A 22,130-nucleotide genomic window follows, 5' to 3' on the forward strand; every position below is an offset into this window, starting at 1 on the left:
AGCCAATGCCAAAACGTACAGATATTAAATCCATTTTGATTATAGGTGCCGGGCCAATTGTGATTGGCCAGGCTTGTGAGTTTGATTATTCTGGTGCGCAGGCATGTAAAGCCCTACGCACAGATGGTTACCGTATTATCCTCGTCAATTCTAATCCTGCCACGATTATGACGGACCCGGATATTGCCGATGCTACCTATATTGAGCCTATTACCCCTGAGATTGTCACCAAGATCATTGAGAAAGAACGTCCGGATGCCATTTTGCCGACCGTAGGTGGACAGACGGCCCTTAATTGTGCGATGGATCTGCATCGTCTGGGAGTATTAGATAAATATAAGGTAACCCTCATTGGTGCTTCATGCGAGGCCATTGAAAAGGCAGAAAACCGTCAATTATTCAAAGATGCCATGGAGAGAATTGGCCTAGAGTGCCCGCGCAATACGGTGGTGCAGTCATTTGCCGATGCCATGAAAGCCCTAGAAGATATTGGTTTGCCTGCCATTATCCGACCATCCTTTACGTTAGGTGGTGCTGGTGGTGGAGTAGCCTATAATCGTGAAGAATTTGAAATGATCGTTAAAAGCGGTCTAGAGGCTTCGCCTACCCATGAAATTCAAATTGATGAATCTCTGATTGGTTGGAAAGAATTTGAAATGGAAGTCGTACGTGACCATGCTGATAATTGCATTATCGTTTGCTCAATTGAAAATGTCGATCCTATGGGCGTGCATACTGGTGATAGCATTACCGTTGCTCCCGCATTAACATTAACCGATAAAGAATATCAACGCATGCGCGATGCTTCCATTGCCGTACTACGCGAGATTGGTGTGGATACTGGAGGATCAAACGTACAGTTTGCCGTGAATCCAGAGGATGGACGGTTAGTGGTCATTGAAATGAATCCACGCGTGTCGCGTTCCTCAGCCCTTGCGTCGAAAGCAACAGGCTTTCCCATTGCTAAAGTGGCGGCTAAGCTAGCTGTAGGCTATACGCTGGATGAGATTACCAATGATTGCACCAAAGTGACACCTGCTTCGTTTGAGCCGGTTATCGATTATGTGGTTACCAAGATACCTCGTTTTACCTTTGAAAAATTCCCAGGTACAAATCGCGAATTAACCAGTTCGATGAAATCAGTCGGTGAGGCGATGGCTATTGGCCGCAATTTTGCCGAATCATTCCAAAAAGCCATGCGCTCGATGGAAACCGGATTAACTGGTTTTGACGAAATCGACATTCCCGGAAATGGTGATATTACAGCGCTCAAAGCGGTCATGGCTAAAACCTATCCTGAACGTTTACGCTATGTTGCCCAGGCCTTCCGCCTTGGTATGTCCATTGATGATATCCATCACATTACCCATTTTGATCCGTGGTTCCTGGAGCAGTTTAAGCATATTATTGATACCGAAAATATGGTAAAGCAACAGGGATTGCCTCACGATGCACCAGGATTCCATGCTCTTAAAAAAATGGGATTTTCGGATGCACGCCTGGCTAAATTGACGGGTGAATCGGTTCAAGAAATTACCGCACGCCGTCACGGACTTGGGGTAAGGCCTGTCTATAAAAGGGTGGATACCTGTGCCGCAGAATTTGAATCACAAACACCTTACATGTATAGTTGTTATGAAGGCGATGGTACGCATCCGGCTGAATGCGAAGCCGGAATCAGCGCCCGTACCAAAGTGATTATTTTAGGTGGCGGACCTAACCGTATTGGCCAGGGAATTGAATTTGATTATGCCTGTGTCCATGCAGCCTATGCTACGCGTGATGCTGGCTTTGAAGCGATTATGGTGAATTGCAACCCTGAAACCGTTTCGACCGATTACGATACATCGGATCGCCTTTACTTTGAGCCACTTACCGCTGAAGATGTTATTGAGCTGGCACAATTAGAGCAGCAACGAGGAACGCTTAAAGGTGTGATTGTCCAGTTTGGTGGGCAGACACCTTTAAAATTGGCGCGTGCTTTGCAAGATGCCGGTATTCCTATTATGGGAACTTCGCCAGATGCAATCCATTTAGCGGAAGATCGCGAACGTTTTCAGCATTTGTTGCAGGAACTCAATCTGAAGCAACCACAAAATGATATTGGATATCATGCACAAGATGTGCTTGAAAAAGCAGTACTCATTGGCTATCCGCTGGTCGTCAGGCCTTCGTATGTATTGGGTGGCCGTGCCATGGAAATTATCCATAGTGAAGAAGGCTTACGCCGTTACCTGGAAAATGCCAGCGAGTATTTTGAATGGGGACTTTTGTTATTGGATCGTTTCCTCACCAATGCAATTGAAGTTGATGTGGATGCGCTGTGTGATGGCAAGGATGTCTTTGTTGCCGGTATTATGGAACATATTGAAGAAGCGGGGATCCATTCGGGTGATTCGGCTTGTTCGATTCCTCCTTACTCATTAAGTGAGGATGTGATCCAAGAAATCAAACACCAAACCAAACAGTTAGCGCGCGCACTGAATGTGGTTGGCTTGATGAATATCCAGTTTGCTGTTAAAGGAAAAGATATTTATATTTTAGAAGTCAATCCGCGTGCCAGCCGTACTGTTCCTTTTGTAGCAAAATCCATTGGTATCCCTTTGGCGAAACTGGCTACCCGTGTGATGCTCGGTGAAAGCCTGGCGAGTATGAATATCCAAGAAAAGAAACTCAACCATGTCAGTGTTAAAGAAGCGGTATTCCCCTTTGCGCGCTTTCCTGGTGTTGATGTGTTGCTTGGCCCAGAAATGAAATCTACCGGTGAGGCGATGGGTATTGATAAAACCTTTGGTCTTGCCTTTGCCAAGGCGCAATTTGGTAGTAATAATAAATTACCGTCTACAGGTACGGTGTTTATCTCTGTCAAAGACAGTGATAAACCTGCATCGACAGAGATTGCACGTTCGTTCCAAGAGCTTGGTTTTTCAATCATTGCAACTGGTGGAACCGCAGATCATCTCCAACATGCTGGTATTCAAGTAACCCGTGTGAATAAAGTCATGGAAGGTCGCCCACATATTGTCGATCTGATGGCAGATGGTGCGGTAAATTTAGTGATTAACACGTCTGAAGGTGCACAAGCCATTGAAGACAGCATGAGTATCCGTCGCAGCGCGTTAGTCAATAAAATTTCCTACACTACCACCATTCCAGGTGCCGTAGCCGTAGCCCAGGCCATTAAAGAACTGGGTTCACGTGGCCAGGAAGCCATGTCGGTGAAGCCACTGCAGGAATATTACTAATCAATCTCAGTTTTAAACGTATCTGTGCCTTATTCCCTAAACGGTATGTTGTGGCCATGCGGTGGGATTTAGAAATGTCTCTTATTTCCCACTTTATGCGATAATTAAATAAACAAGCTATGGAGAGTTTTATGCCTGCCCAGCTCCCCGGTTTTTTTTTGATCTGCAGATAAGTGGTTAAATGTTTAAGAACGATACTGCGGGCCAATCTGTTTTTATTATTTGCTCACATAAGCCGTTTCATGAGCCATGAATGATTGGGCAACGTCCAATTCTTCTGGTGTGCCGATATGCAGCCACTGGCCATCATGTACCAGTCCGTAAATATGCTGGATGATATCATCATCATCACGTAGGGCTTTGAAAAAATGATTGATGGAATAAGGTGGTGTAGGTAGTTCGATTTGTTGCCATAATCGAGGATGGAAAATACCGATGCCGGTATAGACATAGGGTAATGTTTCGTTCTTTTCTTTGGGAAAATAGAGCTGGTTGTTCTGTAAGCCAAAGTCGCCATTGCCGGGATAGCCAATGGCCTTTTCTACAGGATGCACAAGGAGCATTCCAAGCATGGTGTCAGGGTCAAATGCGTTAGCAAGGCGATGGAGTGCAGGCGTTGCTCCATCTAAACAAAGTGTATCGGGATTAAGTGTAAAGAAAGGCTGGTTCTGTAGCTCTGGCAGTGCCAAGGCTACGGTTCCACCGGTTTCCAGTAATTCGGGCTCATAAGAGATATGAAAGCGTGGAACAGGATCGTGTTCCTGCCTATGCTTTAAATGATGCAAGATATCGTCTGCGCGATAATGGGTGTTCACATGGATATCGGTTACACCGCAGGCGGCCATTTTATCAATGGCATAATCAAGTAGTGGTTTTCCTCCTACCTTGATCAACGATTTATGGGTTGTCAGCGTAATGGGTCGCATACGCAATCCAAATCCGCCCGAAAAAATAAAGGCTTGGGTGGGGATATTATCCATGGTTGGCCTCTTCATAGCGATTGATGAGAATATCAAGCGGCCGGGAGGTCACCGGCAATAAATCATCCAGCCAGCGTTTTAATTCGGCCATATTGGGATGCTCCAAATCGCGAGTCAAATAACGCCACATGCGCGGAATAAGATGCAGATAATTACGATTCTGTTCATTCATCAATTTGCGGCAGGCAAAGCCGAGTATTTTTAAATTACGCTGGACGCCAAAAATGGTGTACTCAAGGTAAAGCTGCTCTTTAGAAAGGCCAGACATCTGGCTGCAATAATGTGAAAGCAAAATGCCTTCGGTTTGTGGTTGCAAGTCAAGGCGAGCATCTTCTAGCAACGAGACAAGGTCAAATGCTGGAGAGCCGATGACGGCATCCTGAAAATCAATGACCCCAACGCGGTTGAGGCCTTCTAAGTGAGGCAGCCACATTAAGTTGGGTGAATGATAGTCACGTAAGACAGTGACTGCTGGTAAAATGCGGCACACATCAAATAAAGGCATCCATAAATCATGAAACTGCTTTAATTCCGATTCGGTGAGGCGGCGTTTGAGTAATGAGGGGAGATACCAATCAGTAAGCTGTGCCAAATCCTTTAATAGTTGTTGATTGCCAAGCCCGGAACACGAAGCCAATGGCGCCCCCTGGTGGAGAACGCATAATACATCCACAGCCCCCTGATAGAGTGTCAATTCGTCAAAGTTATGTGGTTCTTTTATGGCCAGGCCAAAGGGTAGGTCGCCCAAATCTTCCAAGATAAGGAATCCATTTAATTCATCAATGGCTTCTATCTGTGGAACATGAAGTCCCAGGCCAGCCAGGTAATGGTCAATTTGAATAAATTCAATGACCGATTCATCAGGAGGCGGTGCATCCATGAATATCCTGGTTTTTCCTTGAAGAAGCAAGCGCTCATAAGAACGCCGTGAGGCATCACCGGCAACGCAGATACGCGTTGCGTGTCCCCAGCCATGTTGGTGAAGGAATTCATGTTTAAGTTGATCTCGGGTCATAGGGCAATGTCTGCTTGTGTGAGCGAATATGATTCTCTTATTAAAGGGCAAACCACGGTTACAGGCAATCAATAATTTAAAATTTTATCATTCTGGTATGTGGGGCTTCGCCACATTCAATATGTAATCGTTTGGTATGAGCAGGGAGGTACGTTTCGATAAGCTGTGGCCATTCAATAATCGCAATACCATTGGCAAGGGCTTCTTCAATGCCAAGTTCAAACACTTCCTGCGTGTCTTCTAAACGGTACAAGTCAAAATGCCAGATCTCGCCTTTGGGTGTTTGGTATGTTTGGACTAGACTAAAGGTAGGGCTTGGAACTTCAAGTGTTGGGTGATTGGAGATGCCTCTTAAAAGCGCCCGTGTAAACGTGGTTTTGCCTGCGCCTAAATCACCTTCCAGCGTAACCACATCACCAGGTATCAGTGATTGGCCGAACTCAACAGCAAATTGCTCCAAAGAAGATTGGTCATTAAAAATCATCGTGTTATGCGTCATGTTTAATCGGTTCGCGTTGTTGATGTTGACGTGGCAAACGACAGGTAACGGACGTGCCCTGGCCTAATGTTGACGTAATGGTAATCGTACCACCGTGCATGTCAATAATGTTTTTAGCCACTGAAAGGCCAAGGCCCGTTCCTTTAACGCCAGAAACCTTGGCATGGCTGGAACGGAAAAAACGGTCAAAGAGGTGAGGTATATCATCCTGGGCAATGCCAATGCCACCATCTTCGACCCAAAACTCAATCCAATGATCGTGGGTTGTTTTAGCGCCAAGCGATACCTGGCCACCCAGTTGATTATAAAAAACAGCATTATGCAGTAATTTAACGAGCACCTGGGTAATTCTGCCCTCATCACCCTCTATAAAGCCAATATCAGCAGGGCAATCAAAATGGAACGTCAAATGATGGCGCTGGGTGAGGTCTTTAAACATAGGCTCAACCGTTTGCATGGTGTGATAAAAATCAAAATGGGTCATATCGAGTTTTAAATGGCCCGCATCACTGGAGGTAAGATCAAGAATGTCATCAATCAGCGTTAACAGATAGTGAGAAGAAAAGCGGATATCTTCTACATATTCATGCTGTTTAGCTGCCATGCTTCCGTGGATGCCCTGCAGTAACATATCTGAAAAGCCAATGATGGTAGTCAGTGGTGTGCGCAGTTCGTAGGAAATATTGGCCAGGAACTCAGCCTTCACTTTATCGGCTTCTTCTAATGCTTCATTGCGTTCGCGCAAGCTGCGTTCGAGTAAGGACGAATCGGTGATATCCACATAACTGAACATGCTGCCGCCATCTGGAAGTGGGGAGGCTGAACGGCGGATCACTTTGCCGTCACGTCTTTCGATAATTTCCTCGCGTGGTTGAGAGAGATTGATGAAGGAAATAACATGTTCTTTAAAGCTATTCCAATCGGTGTTGTACACATAGAGATCTTTGCTGCGTTCAACTAATTCGGATACGTGAGGTTGCGTAAGAAGCCATTCTGGATCATGGTTCCACAGTTTGGTATAGACAGGATTAAATAATTTTAATTTACCATCACTACCGAAGACGGATACCCCTTCCTGGAGGTGATCAAGGCTGGTACGTTGTACTTCAATTAAGGTATTATACGAACGCTCAAGGGCAAGGCGCTCAGTGAGGTCTTCATAGGTAAAAATAAGGCCGCCCATAGCATAGGGAATAGCAACGACGCGAAGCGTATTGCCGTTGGGAAGATAATAAAATTCATTATGAGGGCTGGTTAATTCGCCAAAAAGTTTAAGCTGGCTTTCCTTAAAGATAAGGAAATTCGCTTGCTCTGGTAATTTACGTTCATCGCGTAATTTGGATAAAAATTCACTATAAGTGGGATGGGTTGCCAACCATTGTTCATCTAAGCCCCATAAGGCAAAGAAAGCATGGTTATAAAACTGAATGCGTGTATCGCTGCTAAATAAGGCAACGGCGCTGGTCATCGATTCAAAAAAATCCGATTGTGCTTTGATATGGCTGTTAATATCGTTTGTTAAAACTTCTTGTGCGGTGATATCAATGGCATATCCATTGAGACTGGAGAAATCGCTTGAGGGCACTTCCATAATTGAAAAAAGCCGACGTTCTCCTTCAATGATAACGTGATGGTTTTCACTGGTTGTCTTTTTATTGGCAAGAGCCTTTTGCCCTAAGTGCCTGCCGGTCCGGCATAATTCGGGTATGGCTTGTTTTTCCTCGGAAGTGCCACCTATATGGTAATCGACGGCCTGGCAATAGCTGCTGTTGCAAAAGGTAATATCCAGATTTTCATTGCGCTGCCACATAGGGAAGGGGGCGGCATTGGCCAGCATTAAGTAATGTTCGGCCTGTTGCTGCAATGTCGTGTGATGGCGCTGTAATTCCTGGTCTTGCACGATAATGGGCGTGACTTCCCAGAAGTAAAAGGTGATTTGGTGAGGTTTGCCAATGTCAGTAAAATCAAGATGCGCATAACAATCGACAAAACGATTTTGATCCTGGATGGAGGTTTGCAGCGTCATACTGAAATTATGCTGTTTGACGATGCAATCCTGGCAGGCTTGCAGGAAATGGCTTTGGTCTGCCCCTGAAAAATAAGAGGCTAATTGTTCCAATGATCGAATGGGGGTAATGATATGCAGGAGCGTGTGCAGATTAATTACCTGCGCTTTTTTTTCATTAATATCCCAGATGACATAACCGAAAGGATTATGTTTTCCTTTTGGCAAAAACGGCACTGAGGGCGATTGTTTGATTCGCTCCAATAGATAATTGGCCGCAAAACCAATCAGTCCACCCACCATCAAACCGCCCGCTCCCAGCGCAACAAACGCTATCCCCATACACTCAACCATCCCCCTAAATGTACTCAATCTTTATATCAATAATGATAAGGCCAAATGACCTTTTTGATCAATATCGATACTAAGATATACCCGATGCTCAGGCAATTTAATTAGTCTAACGTCTATTTTTTTGAAGTGCAACTCTGCAATACTGTGATTCAGACACCGAAGCGAATGAATTGCGCTGGATTTCCACGCGATTCTCCGTCATCTTCAGCCCATGTAGCGTAAGCGTAATGGGCTGGAGATCCAGCGCAACACTATTTTGCGACTAGCAAAATTCCATACTACTGTGATTCAGGCGCGGAAGTGAAGGAATTGCGCTGGTCGCGCAATCAGTGTTGTGCTGGATTCCACGCGACTCTCCGTCATCTTCAGCCCATGTAGCGTAAGCGTAATGGGCTGGAGATCCAGCGCAACACTATTTTGCGACTAGCAAAATTCCATACTACTGTGATTCAGGCACGGAAGTGAAGGAATTGCGCTGGTCGCGCAATCAGTATTGCGCTGGATTCCCACACTCCGTCATACTCAGCAATCTTAGTATCGATAATGATCCGGCTTGAATGGGCCTTGTGGGCTAACGCCGATATACGATGCTTGCTCCTCAGACAAAGTCGTGAGTTTGACACCTAATTTTTCTAAATGCAGCCATGCAACTTTTTCATCCAGATGTTTAGGAAGCGTGTACACCTTGTTCTCATATTGATGATGATGATTCCAGAGTTCTAATTGAGCCAGTACTTGGTTGGTGAAGGAGGTGCTCATCACAAATGAAGGATGCCCTTTTGCACACCCAAGATTCACCAAACGGCCTTTTGCCAACAGGATGATTGACTTGCCATCGGCAAAAAAGATACGGTCTACTTGCGGTTTGACTTCTTCCCAGCGCAGGTTCTGCAGGGATGCCACATCGATTTCGTTATCAAAGTGTCCGATATTGCAGACGATGGCCTGATCTTTCATCGCACGCATATGCTCAAGGGTAATAATGCCAAAGTTTCCAGTGGCCGTTACAAAAATATCGGCAATAGGAGCGGCATCTTCCATGGTGAGTACTTCATAACCTTCCATCGCTGCCTGTAAGGCGCAGATAGGATCGATTTCGGTAATCAATACGCGAGCACCCTGGCCACGCAGCGCTGCTGCACAGCCTTTACCCACGTCGCCATAACCAGCAACAACGCATTTCTTTCCAGCAAGCATAATACCGGTAGCGCGTTTAATACCATCAGGCAGGCTTTCGCGGCAACCATATAAATTATCAAATTTAGATTTAGTAACCGAATCATTGACGTTGATTGCCGGCATGCAAAGCTTGCCTTGTTTGGCCATGTCGTAAAGACGCAACACACCGGTAGTGGTTTCTTCGGAAACGCCTTTAATCTGTTTGGCGATGTCCGGGTAGTGCTGGTGCACGATCTGGGTTAAATCGCCGCCATCATCCAACAGCATGTTAGGTGTCCAGCCATTGGGGCCGTGGATGGTTTGTTCAATACACCAGTCATATTCTTCTTCGGTTTCGCCTTTCCACGCAAAAACTGGGATACCCGCAGCGGCAATCGCAGCAGCAGCTTGATCCTGGGTAGAGAAAATATTGCAAGAACTCCAGCGGATTTCTGCACCGAGGTGAATGAGGGTTTCAATCAGTACGGCTGTTTCAGTTGTCATATGCAGGCAACCCGTAATGCGCGCACCTGCAAGCGGTTTGCTTTGGGAATATTCGGCACGGAGGGCCATTAAGCCTGGCATTTCTTTTTCGGCGATAGAAATTTCCTTACGTCCCCACTCGGCCAGGGATATATCAGCCACTTTATAATCGTGACCAGAGGGGTGTATGTTGATTGCTGTATTCAGGTGTGACATAATAGATCCTCTATTTAACGTGAGATTAACAAAGAACCGATACCATAGCAGCGAATCATCCTTTTGTGAAGCCTGTGGAACAACGTTTAAACGATAGATTATCGAATTATTGGAACCGCTTGTGTAAAGACGGGCGTATTCCAGCGATTGAAAGCTTCAATTCTGGGGCCATGGCCGATATTTGGCAGCAATGTGCCAAAATATCGGTGACAGAGGCGGGAACGCGAACCTACTATTTTGAATTTATGGGTGAAAGTTTGGCCAAAGTCCTTGGTAAAAGCATGTCCGGGGAGAGGGTGATTGCCAACATGCTGACCTCACCCAAATTTAAGCTCATCCACCATCTTGATTCCTTGGTGGCTAAAACACAGCCAACGACCGAAGAAGGCCAATTTGTGAATGAAAAGAGCAAGGTAGTCAAATACCGTTCGATTATTTTGCCTTTTGGCAAGGATAACGAGCATATCACCCATTTTATCCTTGGGGTGTCCTGGCGGGAGTTTTAGTGGAGTCCCTTATGATGATTCATCACCATATTGCTTTAGTACAATGAGCAAACGTTTAATTAAATTAAATGCTGTCGTTGCCAAACTGTCGTTAGGAGCATGCTAACTGATTTCCTGAGGTCATAATGAATTCTTTTCTAAATGGGCAATGATGAATCCTCTTTAATTTTGGGTTCGTCCACTCTATATTAACCTCAATGTTGGAAAGGAACGTGTGATCACAATGCCTTTTCTAACGTGTGGTAATATGACATGAAAAAGAGGTTCTCTCGATGAATGAATCCATGAGCAAATTTTTAATTAAATTAGGTGTCGTTGTTGCCTATCTGCCCTTAGGCATGATCTTAACTGATTTTCTACGGCCCCTATGGCTTTGGGTTGAGGAATCCTTTGGAATTAAGTCGATGGGAACCGAGTATCCTGTTGCGTGGTGCTATCTGCTTACATATCTGGCGTTAGCCGGCATTTTTTACCTGGTGATTACCCGGTTTAACAAAACAGTCTAATGCGTTGGTTACGGCTGTATTGTGTCTTCCGGCAGCGCTTTATAGTGCTGAAGGAATTGTTTAACGCAGGTTGCTAAGACACCGATTTCAAAGTCGGTATGATGATAATGATCAAAGAAAACGGCTTTCTTTGGCTCGTTGGCAACGCCATAGAGTTCTTTACCAAATTTGATGGGGATGGTTTGGTCTTCTGCTCCGTGCATAATCAATAGGGGGGCGTGGACTGAACGTATTTTGCGGATGGATAAAAATTTATCGCGAAGCAACAGGCTGGTAGGAATAAACGGATAATTTTCGTGGGCTAAATCCAGAATCGAAGAATAGGGCGCTTCCAGCATAATGGCTTTGACAGGGAATTCAGTAGCCATGTGCACGGCAACGCCGCTTCCTAATGACTCACCATAAATAACAATGTGATCCAAAGGCAAGGCAAGATTATGGATTAAATAGCGTAAGGCGGCGCGGCCATCTTCATAAAGTCCTTGTTCGGTAGGCGTGCCTTTACTATCGCCATATCCACGGTAACTGATAGCCAAGATGCCTAGCCCTAGTTGAGAAAAGGCCCGCAGTTTTTCGGCACGGTCGCCAATATGGCCTTTATTACCGTGAAAATAGACCATCGTTGGATACCCGGTTCCTTTGGGAGCAATGTACCAAGCCGTTAATTTTACACTATCGGTGGTTTCCAGTGAAAGCCGTGAAGCACTATCGAGTTTGAAATCATGGGGGTTCATGATGGCTATTTCAGGGCGGAATACAATGCGTCTCTGGAAAAGAAACATTCCCAGACAGAGCGCACTGTAGGCAATAAGGATGATGGCAATTAACTTTATCATAGGGTTATTATAAGGGCGATGGCATTTAAGAAAGGTAAATGTATCGTTATTTTTTAAGAGAATCTTTATCAAGTTTAGTTGGGGTCTCGTTTGCGGGAACGAGTTTTTTTTCGTTGGGTGTTATGCCAAACATGCGTTCAAAATGATAATTAAACTCAGCTCCATAAATAAAGATCATATTGACGATATAGAAAAAAAGCAGCGTAATAATCATACCGCCCAAGCTTCCATAAATAATATTAACCTGATGAAAATGGCTAATATAGAGGGTTAGGATATTCGCCGCTCCCAACCAACCAATGACCACTAAAAAGGCTCCAGGCAGCACGGTAAGGCTGCGTTGCCTGCAATTGGGAAGCATGTAATAAAGGATAGAAATCCCTATGAATAAGATAAAACCAGCGACTAGGGTCCGTATGGTAGAGACGGTGAGATCAAACGCATTCGTATGCAGCAATGAATGTATCTTAATCCAAAGGGCCGGAAGGAAGATAAAGGCAACCATCGCAATGAACAGGGCAACGGTAATAGAGAAAAATTCAATGATGCTGAAAAATCGTCGTAATAGATAATTGGGAGGTGTCCCTACCCGATATGCGCGATTTAAAATGGTTTTGAGACCTTCTACCGATGACGAGGCCGTCCAGATAGCGCCAACGATAGCAAGGGTGAGTAATCCTTGAGGCGGCCCAGAAAGTATCTCATGTATTCTAGCCTGTAAAGCCTCTGTAAATTGGGGGGGGATTGTGCCAAAGACATATTCAATAAACAAGTAGGCAAGGCTGGTATCGCCGATGGCCCCTAAAACAGAAACGAAGAAAACCAGAAAAGGAAAAAAGGATAACAGGGCCAGAAACGAAAGATACCCTGAATGCTCGACCCCATCATGCAGAATTAAGTCGCGCGCGGCCTTATAAAAACAGCTCAAAAATTGTGTGGTAGACCATGCCATGATTTTTCGTTCCCAATTATCCGTATTAACCTAACCGATATCAAATTATTTTTCAATGCGGTATAGGATTGTTTTGCCTCGTAAAATCTGGTTAAATGGTGGGCACGAACGTTTAGGAGCTTGAATCTATGCATGATGAGACACGTCTGGTCCATACAGGGCGAAATCCTCTCAAACAACAAGGCGCCGTTAATCCACCTATCGTCAGGGCATCAACGGTTGTGTTTCCTAGCCTGAATGATTATGAAAAAGGTGGGAAAGGTGAGGCTTTTTACCCAGTCCTCAGTGATGCAAAGGGGATGGATCATAGCTATGGTATTACTGGAACCTCCACTGTCTTTGCCGCCGCTACAGCCGTTGCAGAAGCAGAAGGAGGAAAATATGGGTTGTTAACCCCTTCTGGATTGTCTGCCGTTACGTTGGCGTTGCTGTCGTTTTTAAGTGCAGGGGACCATGTCTTGATAACCGATGCGGTCTATGGGCCAACCCGCCGTTTTAGTAAACAGACCCTGCAAAGGTTGGGGGTTGAAACAACCTATTATGATCCATTGATCGGGGAAGGCATTAGAGACCTTATCAAGCCAAATACTAAAGTGATTTTCTTAGAAAGTCCTGGTTCGCTGAGCTTTGAAGTACAGGATATTCCGGCAATCGTTGCCATTGCCAAAGAAAAAAATATCATAACAATGATCGATAATTCGTGGGCGAGCCCACTTTATTATAAACCTTTCAGCCATGGTATTGATGTTTCTATCCAGGCTTTAACAAAATATGTAGGAGGACATTCAGATCTCTTGGCTGGCAGTATTACCACGCTAGAGGAAAAGCATTTCCAAACACTCTATGCAACCTATAGAAGTACAGGAATGGCTATTAGTCCGGCGGATTGCTACTTGATTCAACGTGGCATACGGACATTAGCGGTACGTTTGGAGAAACATTTTCAATCAGCACAGCTTGTTGCCAACTGGCTAGCCAATCACCCTAACGTCGAGCAAGTGTGGTATCCTCCGCATCCATCGCACCCGCAACATGCGATTTGGAAAAGGGATTTTCTGGGGGGATCAGGTCTGATTGGCTTTGTTCTGAAGGAAAAGCACAGCCACGAGTCGGTTTCGCAGATGGTTGATCCGATGAAATACTTTGCCATCGGTGCATCCTGGGGGGGGTATGAAAGCCTCATTTTGGATATTGATATTCAGTCGGCAAGGAGTGTGACTTCTTCGCGTTTTAAAGAAATCGGAACCTACCTCCGCATTCATGTTGGATTGGAGCATCCTGATGATTTAATAAGTGACCTAAAGGCCGGATTTGCCAGGCTTTAGGCATATATTGAAAAAACAATTAAAAATTCACGGTGGGGTAGAAATAAGGTATTGATTTTATTTTTTTATCGGATAATATCAGACTTAAGATTTAATCTACGGCCGCGTAGGCTGGTGGTGAAAGTCTTGTTTTAAAAGGTAATATAAGGATATACTTATGAAAAAAGTACTCGTTGCATTGACCGTATTGCTCTCTTTGGCGGCTTGTGGTCAGTCTGAAAATAGCCAAAACTCTGAACAACCAGCACAAGAGCAAGCTGCTCCTGCTGCTGAGCAACAAGCTCCTGCTGCAGAACAGCAAGCTGCTCCTGCTGCTCAGCCTGCTGCTGAACAACCTGCTGCCGCTGCGCAAGCTCCTGCTGGTGAACAACCAGCTGCTGCTCCAGCTCCAGCTGGCGAACAGCCTGCTGCTGCTCCAGCTGCACCTGCTGAAGCTGCTCACTAATCTGAGCTGTTTTACAGAAATTAAAAGGGCTAGCTTCGCTAGCCCTTTTTTTTATTGGTGCTTGCTTCCTTTGATAAAATGTCCTAAAAAAAAGACATGTATACACGCAAACCCATCATTGTTATCGGAGCCGGTTTAAGCGGATTAGCTGTTGCTGCTGCTATGGCAGCCTTGCGACTACCAATTGTGATTCTTGAAAAACAAGATGAAGCATCATACCGTAAACCCTTTCAGGATGGACGCTCACTTGCGGTTTCGCTTGGATCATCGCAGTGGCTTGAATCATGGGGCGTATGGGGAAATGTGTTTGAAGATGCCCAACCCATCTTGGATATTCGCGTTGTTGATAAATCATCCCCCCAATCCATCCATTTTGAAAATAGTAAACAAGGGTTACCGATGGGATATATATGTCCTATCGATTCGATTAAGGAAGGCTTGCTTAAACAACTAGCCACCTATCCCTGGGTAACTTTCCAATTTAATACGACCATTCTCAAACTGGATAATCAACGGTCGGAAGTTAGCGTGACATTGGAAGACGGTAATACGATTGGTGGAGAATTAGCAGTCCTGGCTGATGGAAGGCTATCGCAGTTCAGGGAGGCGTTGGGTATTAAATCGATTGTGGTACCGTATCGACAATCGGCACTTAGCTTTACGATATCACACGAAATGGCTCATGGTGGTTTGGCTTTAGAACGTTTTCTACCCGATGGCCCCTTTGCTGTTTTACCAATGAAAGGAGATTATCTATCTTCAATTGTTTTTACATTACCAGAGGCAGTGGCTCCGCTCTATCTGACTATGCCAGAAGCCGAGTTTAATACAGTATTACAGGAAAGGGTAGGGGATTATTTAGGCAAAGTATCGTTGCATAGTAAGCGTTTTTCCTATCCTTTGCGACTGGCGTATGCAAGCTGCTTTTATAGTAACCGTGTGGCGTTGATCGGTGATGCTGCTCATGGAGTTCATCCACTGGCAGGGCAGGGATTTAATTTAGGTATCCGTGATATAGCCTGTTTAGTTAAGCAAATAAATAAAGCGCAATTGGTTGGCTTAAGTATTGCCAATGATAAAGTGCTGAGAGATTATCACCGATTGAGGCAAGGTGATAGTTTGGCGATGACGCTGGCAACGGATGCAATCAACCGCCTATTTTCAAATAATCATTTGCCGCTATCCTTGCTGAGAAGAATGGGTTTAAGTGCGGTTAATCGAATTGATCCGCTCAAAGATTATTTCATGCGGCATGCGATGGGAGTGACCAGTTTTTTGCAGCCTGAAGAGGTGTAAGAGACAACGTGTTATGTGAACGCAATCAGCGGTTACTCGTAACAAGCAATGATAATCACCAAAAACCCAAGCGTACATAATACTTGAATTAATAACGATCCAGCTGACACAAGTCCAATGAACATCAAGCCGCTGGTGATCAAGCAAGCCACTCCTGGTGACATAAACCACACCCGGAACGTTTGGATGACAAGGCCAAGAAACACCAGTAACGTTCCACAAAACGCCCATGCATAGGCAGGATGCTTATAAAAGAAATTAAGAAACAGTGAAACGTCCATAAAGAGTGAATGGATCCTTAAAAGTTATTTTAGTGTCTCCAAATAACGGATAACCGCGGCCCTATCTTCTGCTTTGCTGAGTCCAGCAAAACTCATTTTGGTCCCTTTGATATAATCCTGTGGTTTCGTTAAGAAAGTATTTAAACTTGCTGAATCCCAGGAAGCTGTACCGGTAAATCCTTTCATTGCATCCGAATAAGGGAAGCCATCGTGGGCACCAGGTTTTCTGCCGACAATACCCCAGAGGGCTGGGCCGACCTTGTTAGGTCCGTCTTTATCGAATGAATGGCACGACGTGCATTTTTTGGAAATCGCTTCACCTTTTTTAGGATCGGCACTAGCAAGAACTTGCTCAAAAGGAACCTCAGGTTCTGCGCTTTTGGCAGCACCAGAGCTAGCATTATTTTCAACGGCGATTTGGAAACCTCGCTTGGCTTCCGTATGCGTAGCGCTTTCTGCGCTTTCGCCGCCTTCATCTTTAAAATAAAGTGCCTCAGCTACGGTACCGCATACCAGCATAACCAATCCAGTTACCAAAATAGCAGCGGCTATTTTATTGAATTCAATTCCTTTCATGAGACCTATCCTCAATATTAAAACAAACGTTGATAATTGTTTATAACATGGCTAGCAGAAAGTCTGCAAGCCTAAATATAAAAAATCATGGGAAATACACTTATGTATAAAACAGATTGCCTCGGTAAAATGCCGTCATTTGAGTGAGGATATGTGGCGGATATACACCACTTAAGCAAAAGATGTTCGAGGTGGCGAGAAGTGCTTGTCAAGATTACGTGAAGATGATAGATTGAGTGGAAGGTTTTGAGTGTGTGCGCTCGCCGTAAGATTTGCGACTCGGGGTTACATTAAGCATGTTATAGTGTAATTCCAGGGTATTTAATATCGGAGATTCATATGAAGTCGTTGTTGCGTAAGGTATTGCTATCTGTAGCCTCCTTAATCGTTTCGGTCATGAGTTTTAGTGCGGATGCACAACAGGAACAAAGTGATTCCTCAAAAGAGCGACGTTATGTAACCATTGGAACCGGTGGTATATCAGGGGTTTATTATCCTACGGGTGGTGCCATTTGCCGTCTGGTTAACCGTGGTCGGGCGAAAGTGCACGGTATCCGTTGCTCTGTTGAATCAACCGGCGGTTCTATTTATAACATTAATGCATTACGCACAGGTGAGCTCGACATCGCCTTGACCCAGTCAGATTGGCAATATCATGCCTATAATGGTACAAGTTTCTTTAGCCCGCAAGGACCGGACCGTAATTTGCGCGCATTATTTTCACTTCATACCGAGGCGTTTACCATTGTGGTTAGAAATGATTCTGGTATCAAAAAATTAGAAGATCTTAAAAATAAACGGGTTAACGTCGGTAATCCAGGTTCGGGTACCCGTGCGACCATGCAAGAACTAATGAAGTATCTTGGTTGGACGATGAAAGATTTCAAACTGGCTTCTGAGCTTCGTGCGTCAGAGCAGCCTCACGCTTTATGCGATAATAAAATCGATGTGATGATTTACAGTGCGGGTCATCCAAATGGTGCAGTACAGGAAGTCTCTAAATTATGTAACGTAAGGTTGATCAATGTTGAAGGACCTGCGGTGGATAAAATGATCAAAGATTCTCCGTTCTACGCGATGACCACCGTTCCAGGAGGCATGTATGCGGGAACACCGAATGATATTCGTACCTTTGGTATCAAAGCAACGATTATCACCTCTGCAAAAGTAAGTGATGATGTTATTTATAATGTCGTCAAAGCCGTCTTTGATAACTTTGACGATTTCAAAAAGCTTCACCCGGTTTTTGCTAACCTCGATAAGAAGCGTTTGATTAAAGAAGGCAACACGGCTCCTTTGCATAATGGCGCTATCCGCTACTTCAAAGAAAAGAAATTGATGTAATGACATCGCACGCCTAATAGCTCTGCCTTTATTCCTTGATTTTAAAAGGTTTTTTCTATGGTTCAACAGCTGAGGAAGTCTGACGAGTTGGGGGGGACGCTCATATTAGACGATTTGGTTGTTGAAAATGATTGCGGTGGCAGACGACCGCGCGGATTGGTTTATATGATCATGATGTCGATCGCTTTTATGTGGTCGATATTTCAGTTATGGATTGCTTCGCCATTTCCCTATGATCTTCAATTGTTTATTATTGATTCGACCAATGTGCGTTATGTGCACTTGGCTTTTGCAAGTTTTCTTGCGTTTCTTGCGTATCCAGCCTTCAAAAGTTCGCCGCGACATTATGTTCCCGTTATAGATTGGTTGTTTGCATTTCTGGCGGTAGCGACAATTCTTTATATGTTTGTCGATTTTAACCATTTGTCACTGCGTCCTGGAATGCCGAATCATGTTGATATTGGTGTTTCTATCTTGGGAATAGTATTTTTGTTGGAAGCCACCAGACGAAGTCTGGGCGCACCATTGATGATTTTCTGTATCGCCTTCCTGATTTATATATTCATTGGTCCTTATCTGCCTGAACTGTTATCGCATCATAGTAACTCCCTGTCAAAACTGGCTTCACACCAGTGGTTATCGACAGAGGGAGTTTTTGGTGTTGCTATTGATGTGTCGGTGAGTTTTGTCTTTGTGTATGTACTGTTTAGTGCGATGTTAGAACGCAGTGGTGCAGGTAATTATTTTATTCAACTCTGTGTGGCGCTCCTTGGGCATTTAAGGGGAGGGCCAGCCAAAGCGGCAGTAATTGCTTCTGCTTTTCAGGGGATGATATCGGGCTCGTCTGTGGCGAACGTGGTTAGTTGCGGTATTTTTACGATTCCGTTAATGCGTCGCGTGGGATTTAGCAGGGAACGGGCAGCTGCAGTAGAAGTGGCTTCTTCTGTGAATGGTCAAATTATGCCGCCAGTGATGGGAGCTGCTGCTTTTTTAATGGCCGAATATTTAGGCATCCCTTATTCGGATGTTATTAAAAACGCCTTTATTCCTGCGGTCATTTCCTATATCGCTTTGTTTTATATAGTTCATATTGAAGCGGTGAAGAACAATATGCCCGTTTTGACGAAGCGCAGGCATTCTTCTTCGTTACTTTATTGGTTGGTCGTTGCCATGACGTCGGTGGGTATTTCTGCTTTTTGCTATACTACTTATTTAGCAATTAGCTGGCTTAAACATCGCTTTCCTGACGCATATTTCCCCTGGTTAATCGGTGGGATATTTGCCGCTTATATTTTGTTGATGTGGTATGAATCGCGCTTTGATGAATTAGAGCTGGATGATCCAGATAATCCAATTAAACAACTTCCTGGTTTTTGGGAAATTGCCCAGAAGGGGCTGCATCATTTATTACCGATATCCGTGTTGGTATGGTTATTGATGGTTGAGCAAATGACGCCAGAGCTCGCCGCTTTTTGGGCGAGTTTAAGTATCATGTTTGTATTGTTGACGCAACGTTTTTTACGAGCATTTTTTAGAAAGGAAGCTGATCTCAGAAAAGCGCTTAAACGAGGCGTTAAAGATTTTTTCAGTGGCATGACCGATGGCGCTCGGAACATGGTCGTGATTGGCGTTGGTACCGGTGTTGCAGGTATCATTGTTGGAGCGGTAACACTCACTGGTTTTGGTCAGAGAATGACTGAAATTGTGGAAATTCTTTCTAATGGTTCTGTATTCGGTATGTTAGCGCTTACTGCCGTTGTTAGCCTTATTTTAGGCATGGGCTTACCCACTACGGCTACCTACGTGGTGGTTGCCACGTTGATGGCTCCTGTTATTACCGAGTTAAGTGCGCAAGGCGGAATGATTATCCCGGCAGTAGCCGTCCACCTGTTTGTGTTTTATTTTGGTATTATTGCCGATATCACGCCGCCGGTGGGGCTTGCGTCTTTTGCCGGAGCTGCTGTGTCTGGTGGTGATCCAACCCGTACGGGATGGATCGCTTTTATGTATAGTTTGCGAACCATCCTTATTCCTTTCCTGTTTGTCTATGATACGCAGCTTTTGTTAATTGGTGTGGACAGTGTTTGGTTAGGGGTGTGGGTATTTGTTCGCTCAAGTTTGGCGGTGATCTTGTTCGCTGCGGCTACGTTCAATTATTTTGTCGTTAAAAGCAAACTGTACGAATCGGCTATCTTATTGCTGGTTTCTTTTATGATCTGTGTCCCTAAGGTGGCAATGGATATTGTGTTCCCTGCTTATACCAAAAAGACGGCTTATGATTTAGAGGAGAGTTTAAGTACGCTCCCGCTGAATACACAGATTCGTTTGATTGTTAAAAAGCAAATTGATGGCGAAGAAGACGGTCATTTTAGAACCGTGGTGATGTCTATTCCAGTGATGGAAGAAGGTGTTAAAGGTAAAAAGCAATGGACCGATTTTGGGCTGACCTTAGCAAAGCGCAGCGGTGATTACGTGATTAAAGATGTTACCGTAGGAAGTAAGGCTGAAGAAGCAGGATATCAACAGGATGAATTTATTTCGGCCATTGACATTCCGAACAAGCAGCCCAATATCCTGTGGATTTATTTCGTTGCTATTCTGTTGACCGGAGTTATAGTATGGTTGCAACGGAAACGGAGAATCAGTATATTTCAGCCAGAGACTAACAATGTCAGAAAGTAAAGGATGTCGTGTATGTATAAAGTAATCCTATATCCGATTGATATCACAGAACGGACCTCATGGGAATCATCCCTTCCTGTGGTAAAGGATTTTATGATAGCGTTCCCTAACGCAACTCTCCATGTTATGACCGTTGTCTCTTCCTATGGTATGTCGATGATACAGCAATATTTTCCTAAAACATCGGTGGATGATATTGTCAAAAAGGCGAATAGCGATTTACATGCGTTTGTGAAAAAAAATATTCCAGATAATGTGCGTGTTCAGCATATCATTGCTAAAGGCGCTGTCTATGAGTGTGTTATCAAAACAGCCGAGCAAATTAAGGCCGATCTAATCGTCATGCAGGCACATCGTCCAGAACTCAAGGATTATCTTCTTGGCCCTAACGCTGCAAAAGTGGTGCGCCATTCTAATTGTTCGGTACTGGTTGTGCGATCTAAAGAAGAAGAAAATGAATAAGTGATTTCTTATAAGGAATGTTAACGTGTCGCAACTTGAAATGGCATTACAAGAAACATCAGAGCTGCTTGTCGACAAAATGGACAAGCTATTGCCTTCCCCTGGAGCGGGTATGGAGAGTAAATTATTTGAAGCCATGCGTTATTCGGTCCTGGCTCCAGGAAAGCGCCTCCGTCCGTTTTTAACGGTGACATCGGCAGGGCTTTTTGGTGTTAGTAAAGGTTCGGCTTTACAAGTGGCTGCGGCGGTTGAGTTTATTCATGCCTATTCACTGATTCATGATGATTTACCAGCGCTTGATAATGATGATACGCGCCGTGGTATGCCCAGTTGCCACAAACAATTTGATGAAGCAACGGCCTTATTAGCCGGAGATGCGTTACTGACCCTAGCGTTTGAAGTGTTGGCGGATGACAGTACCCATAATTCTCACGCTGTGCGAATTGCGTTGATTAAATCGATCGCCAAAGCCGCTGGTTGCAATGGTATGGTGGGCGGGCAGATTATTGATTTGCTGGCTGAAAAACGAGAACTCAATGTTATGGAAACGACCCGCTTACAGCGCATGAAAACGGGAGAAATGTTTGCCGTGTCGTGTGAGGCAGGAGCTATTTTAGGCAACGCCTCTGTACAGATGCGTAATGTGTTGAAATGGTATGCCCATGATATTGGCCTTGCCTTTCAAATTACCGATGACTTGCTTGATATTGAAGGCAATGAAGAAAAGGCCGGCAAAAAATTACGTAAAGATAAAACCATTGGCAAAGCAACGTTAGTAAGGCTCATGGGCGTTGATAAAGCTAAAGAACAGGCGCGGATGTTGACTGAACAGGCCAAGTCGCACCTGGAAGTTTTTGGTAAAAATAAATACGCGGATGTGTTGCGTGAACTGGTGGATTATATTCGTACTAGGGAATATTAATCATTCAGACATGAATAGTACTGTGTTTGTTCTCGTGCCGCT

Annotated in this window: 19 protein-coding genes; 10 read left to right on the forward strand and 9 right to left on the reverse strand. The window is 44.6% G+C overall.

The window, feature by feature from the left end:
* The first annotated feature begins 5 nt into the window (after nucleotides 1-5).
* On the forward strand, nucleotides 6-3,245 hold the full coding sequence (gene carB / locus IPP74_09075; protein MBL0319419.1) for a carbamoyl-phosphate synthase large subunit: 3,240 nt from the start codon (nucleotides 6-8) through the stop codon (nucleotides 3,243-3,245).
* Between the two features lie 218 nt (nucleotides 3,246-3,463).
* Here the strand turns inward: carB and IPP74_09080 are convergent, their stop codons facing one another.
* From IPP74_09080 to IPP74_09100, 5 genes are all read right to left on the reverse strand, one after another.
* Nucleotides 3,464-4,225, reverse strand: a complete 762-nt coding sequence (locus IPP74_09080) for a nucleotidyltransferase family protein (protein MBL0319420.1) — start codon at nucleotides 4,223-4,225, stop codon at nucleotides 3,464-3,466.
* On the reverse strand, nucleotides 4,218-5,240 hold the full coding sequence (locus tag IPP74_09085) for a phosphotransferase (protein MBL0319421.1): 1,023 nt from the start codon (nucleotides 5,238-5,240) through the stop codon (nucleotides 4,218-4,220). The genes IPP74_09080 and IPP74_09085 overlap by 8 nt, the downstream gene beginning before the upstream one ends.
* Before the next feature lie 76 nt (nucleotides 5,241-5,316).
* A complete protein-coding gene (tsaE, locus tag IPP74_09090; protein ID MBL0319422.1) occupies nucleotides 5,317-5,739 on the reverse strand; it encodes a tRNA (adenosine(37)-N6)-threonylcarbamoyltransferase complex ATPase subunit type 1 TsaE in 423 nt (140 codons plus the stop codon).
* A complete protein-coding gene (locus tag IPP74_09095) occupies nucleotides 5,729-8,086 on the reverse strand; it encodes a PAS-domain containing protein (GenBank protein ID MBL0319423.1) in 2,358 nt (785 codons plus the stop codon). The genes tsaE and IPP74_09095 overlap by 11 nt, the downstream gene beginning before the upstream one ends.
* Before the next feature lie 543 nt (nucleotides 8,087-8,629).
* Nucleotides 8,630-9,955 carry an adenosylhomocysteinase gene (locus tag IPP74_09100; protein ID MBL0319424.1) on the reverse strand — a complete coding sequence of 442 codons (1,326 nt, stop codon included), beginning with the start codon at nucleotides 9,953-9,955 and terminating at the stop codon, nucleotides 8,630-8,632.
* Nucleotides 9,956-10,029: 74 nt separating this feature from the next.
* Between IPP74_09100 and IPP74_09105 the strand changes: the two genes are divergently transcribed.
* Entirely contained in the window at nucleotides 10,030-10,461 is a 432-nt protein-coding gene (locus IPP74_09105; GenBank protein ID MBL0319425.1) for a PAS domain-containing protein, read from the forward strand.
* A gap of 284 nt (nucleotides 10,462-10,745) precedes the next feature.
* On the forward strand, nucleotides 10,746-10,967 hold the full coding sequence (locus tag IPP74_09110) for a hypothetical protein (protein MBL0319426.1): 222 nt from the start codon (nucleotides 10,746-10,748) through the stop codon (nucleotides 10,965-10,967).
* An 8-nt stretch (nucleotides 10,968-10,975) separates the two neighbouring features.
* Here IPP74_09110 and IPP74_09115 read toward each other — a convergent pair whose 3' ends face one another.
* Both IPP74_09115 and IPP74_09120 read right to left on the reverse strand, forming a co-directional pair.
* Nucleotides 10,976-11,803: an alpha/beta hydrolase gene (locus IPP74_09115; protein ID MBL0319427.1), complete on the reverse strand. Its 828-nt coding sequence runs from the start codon at nucleotides 11,801-11,803 to the stop codon at nucleotides 10,976-10,978.
* A 46-nt stretch (nucleotides 11,804-11,849) separates the two neighbouring features.
* Nucleotides 11,850-12,755 carry a YihY/virulence factor BrkB family protein gene (locus IPP74_09120; protein MBL0319428.1) on the reverse strand — a complete coding sequence of 302 codons (906 nt, stop codon included), beginning with the start codon at nucleotides 12,753-12,755 and terminating at the stop codon, nucleotides 11,850-11,852.
* 128 nt (nucleotides 12,756-12,883) lie between these two features.
* Here IPP74_09120 and metC point away from each other — a divergent pair, with 128 nt between their 5' ends.
* From metC to IPP74_09135, 3 genes are all read left to right on the forward strand, one after another.
* Nucleotides 12,884-14,080: a cystathionine beta-lyase gene (metC, locus tag IPP74_09125; GenBank protein ID MBL0319429.1), complete on the forward strand. Its 1,197-nt coding sequence runs from the start codon at nucleotides 12,884-12,886 to the stop codon at nucleotides 14,078-14,080.
* A 157-nt stretch (nucleotides 14,081-14,237) separates the two neighbouring features.
* The gene (locus IPP74_09130) at nucleotides 14,238-14,525 is read left to right on the forward strand and encodes a hypothetical protein (GenBank protein MBL0319430.1); all 288 of its coding nucleotides are present in this window, start codon (nucleotides 14,238-14,240) and stop codon (nucleotides 14,523-14,525) included.
* A 96-nt stretch (nucleotides 14,526-14,621) separates the two neighbouring features.
* Nucleotides 14,622-15,821: a UbiH/UbiF/VisC/COQ6 family ubiquinone biosynthesis hydroxylase gene (locus IPP74_09135; protein MBL0319431.1), complete on the forward strand. Its 1,200-nt coding sequence runs from the start codon at nucleotides 14,622-14,624 to the stop codon at nucleotides 15,819-15,821.
* A gap of 32 nt (nucleotides 15,822-15,853) precedes the next feature.
* Here IPP74_09135 and IPP74_09140 read toward each other — a convergent pair whose 3' ends face one another.
* Nucleotides 15,854-16,102: a hypothetical protein gene (locus tag IPP74_09140; GenBank protein ID MBL0319432.1), complete on the reverse strand. Its 249-nt coding sequence runs from the start codon at nucleotides 16,100-16,102 to the stop codon at nucleotides 15,854-15,856.
* 24 nt (nucleotides 16,103-16,126) lie between these two features.
* A complete protein-coding gene (locus IPP74_09145; protein MBL0319433.1) occupies nucleotides 16,127-16,678 on the reverse strand; it encodes a cytochrome c family protein in 552 nt (183 codons plus the stop codon).
* Between the two features lie 339 nt (nucleotides 16,679-17,017).
* On the opposite strand from IPP74_09145, the gene IPP74_09150 reads away from it, so the two are divergent.
* Genes IPP74_09150 through IPP74_09165 form a run of 4 tightly spaced genes read left to right on the forward strand, consistent with a single transcriptional unit; the run spans nucleotide 17,018 to nucleotide 22,088 of the window.
* Nucleotides 17,018-18,022 (forward strand): TAXI family TRAP transporter solute-binding subunit, encoded by a 1,005-nt coding sequence (locus tag IPP74_09150; protein MBL0319434.1) that lies wholly within the window; start codon nucleotides 17,018-17,020, stop codon nucleotides 18,020-18,022.
* 57 nt (nucleotides 18,023-18,079) lie between these two features.
* Nucleotides 18,080-20,704, forward strand: coding sequence for a TRAP transporter permease (locus IPP74_09155; GenBank protein ID MBL0319435.1), 2,625 nt, complete (start codon nucleotides 18,080-18,082; stop codon nucleotides 20,702-20,704).
* Nucleotides 20,705-20,716: 12 nt separating this feature from the next.
* The gene (locus tag IPP74_09160; protein ID MBL0319436.1) at nucleotides 20,717-21,166 is read left to right on the forward strand and encodes a universal stress protein; all 450 of its coding nucleotides are present in this window, start codon (nucleotides 20,717-20,719) and stop codon (nucleotides 21,164-21,166) included.
* Nucleotides 21,167-21,206: 40 nt separating this feature from the next.
* Nucleotides 21,207-22,088, forward strand: a complete 882-nt coding sequence (locus IPP74_09165) for a polyprenyl synthetase family protein (GenBank protein MBL0319437.1) — start codon at nucleotides 21,207-21,209, stop codon at nucleotides 22,086-22,088.
* The last annotated feature ends 42 nt before the right edge of the window (nucleotides 22,089-22,130 follow it).

This window comes from Alphaproteobacteria bacterium, assembly GCA_016722515.1.
Classification (GTDB): Bacteria; Pseudomonadota; Alphaproteobacteria; order Rickettsiales; family JADKJE01; genus JADKJE01.

What these genes read in the sequence shown, in the direction of transcription:
- carB (MBL0319419.1), top strand. Translation starts at nt 6, where the DNA reads ATGCCAAAACGTACAGATATTAAATCCATTTTGATTATAGGTGCCGGG.
- IPP74_09080 (MBL0319420.1), bottom strand. Translation starts at nt 4,225, where the DNA reads ATGGATAATATCCCCACCCAAGCCTTTATTTTTTCGGGCGGATTTGGA.
- IPP74_09085 (MBL0319421.1), bottom strand. Translation starts at nt 5,240, where the DNA reads ATGACCCGAGATCAACTTAAACATGAATTCCTTCACCAACATGGCTGG.
- tsaE (MBL0319422.1), bottom strand. Translation starts at nt 5,739, where the DNA reads ATGACGCATAACACGATGATTTTTAATGACCAATCTTCTTTGGAGCAA.
- IPP74_09095 (MBL0319423.1), bottom strand. Translation starts at nt 8,086, where the DNA reads ATGGGGATAGCGTTTGTTGCGCTGGGAGCGGGCGGTTTGATGGTGGGT.
- IPP74_09100 (MBL0319424.1), bottom strand. Translation starts at nt 9,955, where the DNA reads ATGTCACACCTGAATACAGCAATCAACATACACCCCTCTGGTCACGAT.
- IPP74_09110 (MBL0319426.1), top strand. Translation starts at nt 10,746, where the DNA reads ATGAGCAAATTTTTAATTAAATTAGGTGTCGTTGTTGCCTATCTGCCC.
- IPP74_09115 (MBL0319427.1), bottom strand. Translation starts at nt 11,803, where the DNA reads ATGATAAAGTTAATTGCCATCATCCTTATTGCCTACAGTGCGCTCTGT.
- IPP74_09120 (MBL0319428.1), bottom strand. Translation starts at nt 12,755, where the DNA reads ATGGCATGGTCTACCACACAATTTTTGAGCTGTTTTTATAAGGCCGCG.
- metC (MBL0319429.1), top strand. Translation starts at nt 12,884, where the DNA reads ATGCATGATGAGACACGTCTGGTCCATACAGGGCGAAATCCTCTCAAA.
- IPP74_09130 (MBL0319430.1), top strand. Translation starts at nt 14,238, where the DNA reads ATGAAAAAAGTACTCGTTGCATTGACCGTATTGCTCTCTTTGGCGGCT.
- IPP74_09135 (MBL0319431.1), top strand. Translation starts at nt 14,622, where the DNA reads ATGTATACACGCAAACCCATCATTGTTATCGGAGCCGGTTTAAGCGGA.
- IPP74_09140 (MBL0319432.1), bottom strand. Translation starts at nt 16,102, where the DNA reads ATGGACGTTTCACTGTTTCTTAATTTCTTTTATAAGCATCCTGCCTAT.
- IPP74_09145 (MBL0319433.1), bottom strand. Translation starts at nt 16,678, where the DNA reads ATGAAAGGAATTGAATTCAATAAAATAGCCGCTGCTATTTTGGTAACT.
- IPP74_09150 (MBL0319434.1), top strand. Translation starts at nt 17,018, where the DNA reads ATGAAGTCGTTGTTGCGTAAGGTATTGCTATCTGTAGCCTCCTTAATC.
- IPP74_09155 (MBL0319435.1), top strand. Translation starts at nt 18,080, where the DNA reads ATGGTTCAACAGCTGAGGAAGTCTGACGAGTTGGGGGGGACGCTCATA.
- IPP74_09160 (MBL0319436.1), top strand. Translation starts at nt 20,717, where the DNA reads ATGTATAAAGTAATCCTATATCCGATTGATATCACAGAACGGACCTCA.
- IPP74_09165 (MBL0319437.1), top strand. Translation starts at nt 21,207, where the DNA reads ATGGCATTACAAGAAACATCAGAGCTGCTTGTCGACAAAATGGACAAG.